Genomic DNA, 442 nt, shown 5'->3' with positions numbered 1-442 from the left:
GCTGCATGCCCCTCGGCCGCAGACTTCGCCGCCTGTTCGGTCAACGTCAGGCGCTCGCGCAGCTGGGCCAGCTCCACGGCGTGCGCCTGGGACAGTGCCTGCGATTCGGCCAGGCGGTTGGCCAGAACCTCACCAGCAGCCTTGCCCTCATCCAGCTTGCTCTCCAGGTCTTCGACGGTTACCGACGCATCGGCCAGCTCGCGTTCGGCCTGCTCACGCTGCTCGCCGGCGGCACGGATCACCTCGGCCACGCGACGTTCCGCCGCCTTCACCGCCTTGTCGTTCAGCTCGACGGCCAGCGTGGCCAGTCGCTCCGTCAGCGCCTTGGTCACAGCAGCCACCTCCTCGGCAACCTCGACCGGCAATTCGGCAACGGGCTCGGTGTTTGCCACGGCCTGGCTGTTGACGTGCTCGTCCCAGACCTGCTTGAGGCGAGAAGGGT

Annotated in this window: 1 protein-coding gene; it reads right to left on the bottom strand. The window is 68.1% G+C overall.

Going from position 1 to position 442, the window contains the following annotated elements; translation table 11 throughout:
- Window positions 1-442 (bottom strand): DNA-binding protein (locus FJV41_RS55830; RefSeq protein WP_181791595.1); only part of this gene is annotated, 442 nt, incomplete at both ends.

It is taken from the genome of Myxococcus llanfairpwllgwyngyllgogerychwyrndrobwllllantysiliogogogochensis (assembly GCF_006636215.1).
In the GTDB taxonomy this organism is placed as follows: Bacteria; Myxococcota; Myxococcia; order Myxococcales; family Myxococcaceae; genus Myxococcus; species Myxococcus llanfairpwllgwyngyllgogerychwyrndrobwllllantysiliogogogochensis.
This window is presented reverse-complemented; position numbering and strand designations above follow the sequence as displayed.